The organism is Pedobacter agri PB92 (assembly GCF_000258495.1).
In the GTDB taxonomy this organism is placed as follows: domain Bacteria; phylum Bacteroidota; class Bacteroidia; order Sphingobacteriales; family Sphingobacteriaceae; genus Pedobacter; species Pedobacter agri.
The window spans coordinates 1-5,686 of record NZ_AJLG01000244.1; the positions used below are offsets into that span (position 1 = coordinate 1).

2 tRNA genes and 3 rRNA genes are annotated in these 5,686 nt (G+C 48.3%); all 5 read left to right on the plus strand.

The features are described from left to right. Positions 1 to 170: 170 nt before the first annotated feature. Positions 171 to 1,690: ribosomal RNA gene (locus tag ON09_RS22055) — 16S ribosomal RNA — on the plus strand. A 270-nt stretch (positions 1,691 to 1,960) separates the two neighbouring features. Next, positions 1,961 to 2,035, plus strand: a tRNA-Ile gene (locus ON09_RS22060). Positions 2,036 to 2,048: 13 nt separating this feature from the next. Further along, a tRNA-Ala gene (locus ON09_RS22065) sits at positions 2,049 to 2,122 on the plus strand. A gap of 397 nt (positions 2,123 to 2,519) precedes the next feature. Beyond that, positions 2,520 to 5,396, plus strand: a 23S ribosomal RNA gene (locus ON09_RS22070). A 129-nt stretch (positions 5,397 to 5,525) separates the two neighbouring features. After that, positions 5,526 to 5,637: ribosomal RNA gene (rrf, locus tag ON09_RS22075) — 5S ribosomal RNA — on the plus strand. Together the 16S, 23S and 5S rRNA genes with 2 tRNA genes alongside form the textbook arrangement of a ribosomal RNA operon. The last annotated feature ends 49 nt before the right edge of the window (positions 5,638 to 5,686 follow it).

Here is a 5,686-nt window from a genome sequence, read left to right on the forward strand (position 1 = left end):
GCCGATTAAGTTCTTACAAGAGATGTCAATGATGCGTAGTGGGGTAATGAAGTACGAATTCAAGTACAGAGTTCCTTATTACATTTTAAAGTCAATGTCTAACAGACAAATTAAAAAGAAGACTATTTTTAACGATAGTTAAAACTGGTCAGAATCTTACAACACATTTTACAATGGAGAGTTTGATCCTGGCTCAGGATGAACGCTAGCGGCAGGCCTAATACATGCAAGTCGAGGGGTAGAAGAGGCTTGCTTCTTTGAGACCGGCGCACGGGTGCGTAACGCGTATGCAACCTACCTTCATCTGGGGGATAGCCCGGAGAAATCCGGATTAATACCGCATAAAATCACAGGATGGCATTATCCAATGATCAAACATTTATGGGATGGAGATGGGCATGCGTGTCATTAGCTAGTTGGCGGGGTAACGGCCCACCAAGGCGACGATGACTAGGGGATCTGAGAGGATGGCCCCCCACACTGGTACTGAGACACGGACCAGACTCCTACGGGAGGCAGCAGTAAGGAATATTGGTCAATGGAGGCAACTCTGAACCAGCCATGCCGCGTGCAGGAAGACTGCCCTATGGGTTGTAAACTGCTTTTATTCGGGAATAAACCTTATTACGTGTAATAAGCTGAATGTACCGAAGGAATAAGGATCGGCTAACTCCGTGCCAGCAGCCGCGGTAATACGGAGGATCCAAGCGTTATCCGGATTTATTGGGTTTAAAGGGTGCGTAGGCGGCCTGTTAAGTCAGGGGTGAAAGACGGTAGCTCAACTATCGCAGTGCCCTTGATACTGATGGGCTTGAATGGACTAGAGGTAGGCGGAATGAGACAAGTAGCGGTGAAATGCATAGATATGTCTCAGAACACCGATTGCGAAGGCAGCTTACTATGGTCTTATTGACGCTGAGGCACGAAAGCGTGGGGATCAAACAGGATTAGATACCCTGGTAGTCCACGCCCTAAACGATGAACACTCGCTGTTGGCGATACACAGTCAGCGGCTAAGCGAAAGCGTTAAGTGTTCCACCTGGGGAGTACGCTCGCAAGAGTGAAACTCAAAGGAATTGACGGGGGCCCGCACAAGCGGAGGAGCATGTGGTTTAATTCGATGATACGCGAGGAACCTTACCCGGGCTTGAAAGTTAGTGAATGATCTAGAGATAGATCAGTGAGCAATCACACGAAACTAGGTGCTGCATGGCTGTCGTCAGCTCGTGCCGTGAGGTGTTGGGTTAAGTCCCGCAACGAGCGCAACCCCTATGTTTAGTTGCCAGCACGTTAAGGTGGGGACTCTAAACAGACTGCCTGTGCAAACAGAGAGGAAGGAGGGGACGACGTCAAGTCATCATGGCCCTTACGTCCGGGGCTACACACGTGCTACAATGGATGGTACAGAGGGCAGCTACATAGCAATATGATGCGAATCTCACAAAGCCATTCACAGTTCGGATTGGGGTCTGCAACTCGACCCCATGAAGTTGGATTCGCTAGTAATCGCGTATCAGCAATGACGCGGTGAATACGTTCCCGGGCCTTGTACACACCGCCCGTCAAGCCATGGAAGTTGGGGGTACCTAAAGTATGTAACCGAAAGGAGCGTCCTAGGGTAAAACCGATAACTGGGGCTAAGTCGTAACAAGGTAGCCGTACCGGAAGGTGCGGCTGGAATACCTCCTTTCTGGAGTAGAGTTGACTACTCACTGCGCAACATGATATTTCGATAAAGTAAAAAAGTTATAAGTTGAGAGTTATAAGTTGAGAGTTGTAGGATATAAGTCGAAAGACATATACCAAACAATTAACAGCGAAACAACGAACCAACAAAAAGAAGAAACACCCAGAAGAAATGACGGTTGTCCTTAACCATAGGGTCATCGGAACGAAAGCTAGGTAGCAAATGGAGCGGTAGCGGTAATATACTAACTGCAACACAGCGACCATACAGCACAGTCCCGTAGCTCAGCCTGGTTAGAGCACTACACTGATAATGTAGGGGTCTCCAGTTCAAATCTGGACGGGACTACTTTAATAATCCTGGGGGATTAGCTCAGCTGGCTAGAGCGCCTGCCTTGCACGCAGGAGGTCAACGGTTCGACTCCGTTATTCTCCACATTTAAGCTGCAAAGCTTAAAGACCAAAGCAGAAAGCTTTTAAAACACACAGAAGACCATCACCGGGATCGGTGATCATCATTGACAGATTGAAAGAAAGAAGAGAAACGCCAAAGGGGCACATGAAACGGTTCGAGACCGCAGTTTTTGACTAATAAGGAATAAGCTATAGGCTTAGGTTGGGGCACATTAAACCCTGAACCTTTATACCCTCAGCTTTATACCTTAATAAAGTTCTTTGACATATTGGAAGAAGTTAAAAAAGAAGAGCAAACAACAATAGGCGACTGTTGTGTTTGTGCTCACCATTCAGATGAGTAATCAGATGAGTGGTATGAGACATCATAACAAGAGACAAAAAAAGCATACCATATGGCGCAAAAGGCATATGAGTAGAAGAAAGTAATAAAGAGTACACGGGGGATGCCTTGGCTCTCAGAGGCGATGAAGGACGTGATAAGCTGCGATAAGCTTCGGGTATTTGCAAATAGGAATTGATCCGAAGATTTCCGAATGGGGCAACCCGGCTGGTTGAAGACCAGTCACATATAATGAGCAAACCTGCCGAACTGAAACATCTAAGTAAGCAGAGGAAGAGAAAATAACAATGATTTCCTGAGTAGTGGCGAGCGAAAGGGAAAGAGCCCAAACCATCCATGTTACGGCATAGGTGGGGTTGTAGGACTGCAACGTGGCATTAACAAACAGAAGTGGAACGGGATGGGAAGCCCGGCGATACAAGGTGATAGCCCTGTACACGTATAGAATGTTAGTCTAGCAGTATCCTGAGTACCGCGAGGTCGGAGACGCCTTGTGGGAATCTGCCGGCACCATCCGGTAAGGCTAAATACTCCTGAGAGACCGATAGTGAACCAGTACCGTGAGGGAAAGGTGAAAAGAACCCCGAACAGGGGAGTGAAATAGAACCTGAAACCGTGTACTTACAAGCGGTCGGAGCTGGCAGGTCCAGTGACGGCGTGCCTTTTGCATAATGAGCCTACGAGTTACTCCTCTCTGGCAAGGTTAAGTGTTTAAGGCACGGATCCGAAGCGAAAGCGAGTCTGAATAGGGCGTATAGTCAGAGGGGGTAGACGCGAAACCTTGTGATCTACCCATGGACAGGTTGAAGGTGCGGTAACACGTACTGGAGGACCGAACCGATAAACGTTGAAAAGTTTCCGGATGATCTGTGGGTAGGGGTGAAAGGCTAATCAAACTGGGAAATAGCTCGTACTCCCCGAAATGTTTTTAGGAACAGCGTGGATATTAAGTTTCATAGAGGTAGAGCTACTGATTGGGTGCGGGGGAGTCAAATCCTACCAAATCCAGACAAACTCCGAATGCTATGAAATATGATCTGCAGTGAGGCGCAGGGTGCTAAGGTCATGCGCCGAGAGGGAAAGAACCCAGACCATCAGCTAAGGTCCCCAAGTTACAGTTAAGTTGAACTAACGAGGTCCGATTGCACAGACAGCTAGGATGTTGGCTTGGAAGCAGCCATTCATTTAAAGAGTGCGTAACAGCTCACTAGTCGAGCGATCGGGCATGGATAATAAACGGGCATTAAATTGTACACCGAAGCTATGGGATTGAAATATATCGGTAGGGGAGCATTCTATCGGCAGTGAAGGTATCTGGTAATGGGTGCTGGAGCTTATAGAAAAGCAAATGTAGGCATAAGTAACGATAAGGCGGGAGAGAAACCCGCCCACCGAAAGGATAAGGTTTCCTGATCAACGCTAATCGGATCAGGGTTAGTCGGGACCTAAGGAGAACCCGAAGGGGAAATTCGATGGACAACTGGTTAATATTCCAGTACTTTTTATAACTGCGATGTGGGGACGGAGTAGTGACACTGCCGCGATCTGACGGAATAGATCGTTAAAGGCTGTAGGTATTAGAACGGTAGGCAAATCCGCCGATCTAGCTGAACGCTGATAGTACCGCGAGGCTTCGGCTGAGTGGATAGTGCAGGTAATCAGACTTCCAAGAAAAACCGCTAAGCTTCAGGTTATAAAAACCCGTACCGCAAACCGACACAGGTATCCGGGAAGAGGATTCTAAGGTGCTCGAGTGAATCATGGCTAAGGAACTCGGCAAAATGGCCCTGTAACTTCGGGAGAAGGGGCGCTGGCAGCAATGTCAGCCGCAGTGAAAAGGCCCAGGCGACTGTTTAACAAAAACACATGGCTTTGCAAAATCGAAAGATGAAGTATAAGGCCTGACACCTGCCCGGTGCTGGAAGGTTAAGAGGGGATGTCATCCGCAAGGAGAAGCATTGAATCGAAGCCCCAGTAAACGGCGGCCGTAACTATAACGGTCCTAAGGTAGCGAAATTCCTTGTCGGGTAAGTTCCGACCTGCACGAATGGTGTAACGATCTGGGCGCTGTCTCAGCCATGAGCTCGGTGAAATTGTGGTCCCGGTGAAGACGCCGGGTACCCGCAACGGGACGGAAAGACCCCATGCACCTTCACTACAATTTAACATTGACATTGGGCACAGGATGTGTAGGATAGGTGGGAGGCTTTGAAGCGGCGTCGCTAGGCGTCGTGGAGCCAACGTTGAAATACCACCCTTTCTGTGTTCGGTGTCTAATCCCGCCAAGCGGGAGACATTGTTTGATGGGTAGTTTGACTGGGGTGGTCGCCTCCAAAAAGGTAACGGAGGCTTTCAAAGGTAAGCTCAGTACGCTTGGTAACCGTACGCGGAGTGCAATAGCATAAGCTTGCTTGACTGTGAGACATACAGGTCGATCAGGGTCGAAAGACGGATATAGTGATCCGGTGGTTCTGCATGGAAGGGCCATCGCTCAAAGGATAAAAGGTACGCTGGGGATAACAGGCTGATCTCCCCCAAGAGCTCATATCGACGGGGAGGTTTGGCACCTCGATGTCGGCTCGTCACATCCTGGGGCTGGAGAAGGTCCCAAGGGTTCGGCTGTTCGCCGATTAAAGTGGCACGCGAGCTGGGTTCAGAACGTCGCGAGACAGTTCGGTCCCTATCTGTTGTGGGCGTAGGAATTTTGAGTGGGGCTGACCTTAGTACGAGAGGACCGGGTTGGACTAGCCTCTAGTGAATCTGTTGTTCCGCCAGGGGCATTGCAGAGTAGCTACGCTGGGAATAGATAAGCGCTGAAAGCATCTAAGTGCGAAACTAGCCACGAGATGAGAATTCCATATAGGACCGTAGAAGACTACTACGTTGATAGGCTACAGATGTAAAGCTGGCGACAGCACAGTCGAGTAGTACTAATCATCCGAAGCTTTCAAAGCAAACAGACTGTTGTTTGTTCTTCAAAACTTAACTTCTTTCAATAATATGTCATGTTGAAGTTTAAAGTAAAAAGTATAAAGTCAAAAGGCTTACAACTTAGAACTTATAACTTACAACTTTAAAATATTTAGGTGCCTATATCGGTGGTGTCCACCTCTTCCCATTCCGAACAGAGAAGTTAAGCCCACCAGAGCCGATGGTACTGCGGTAACACGTGGGAGAGTAGGTCGGTGCCAAATCTTAAAGAAGCCCTGTAACTCAAAGTTGCAGGGCTTTCTTGTTTATAAA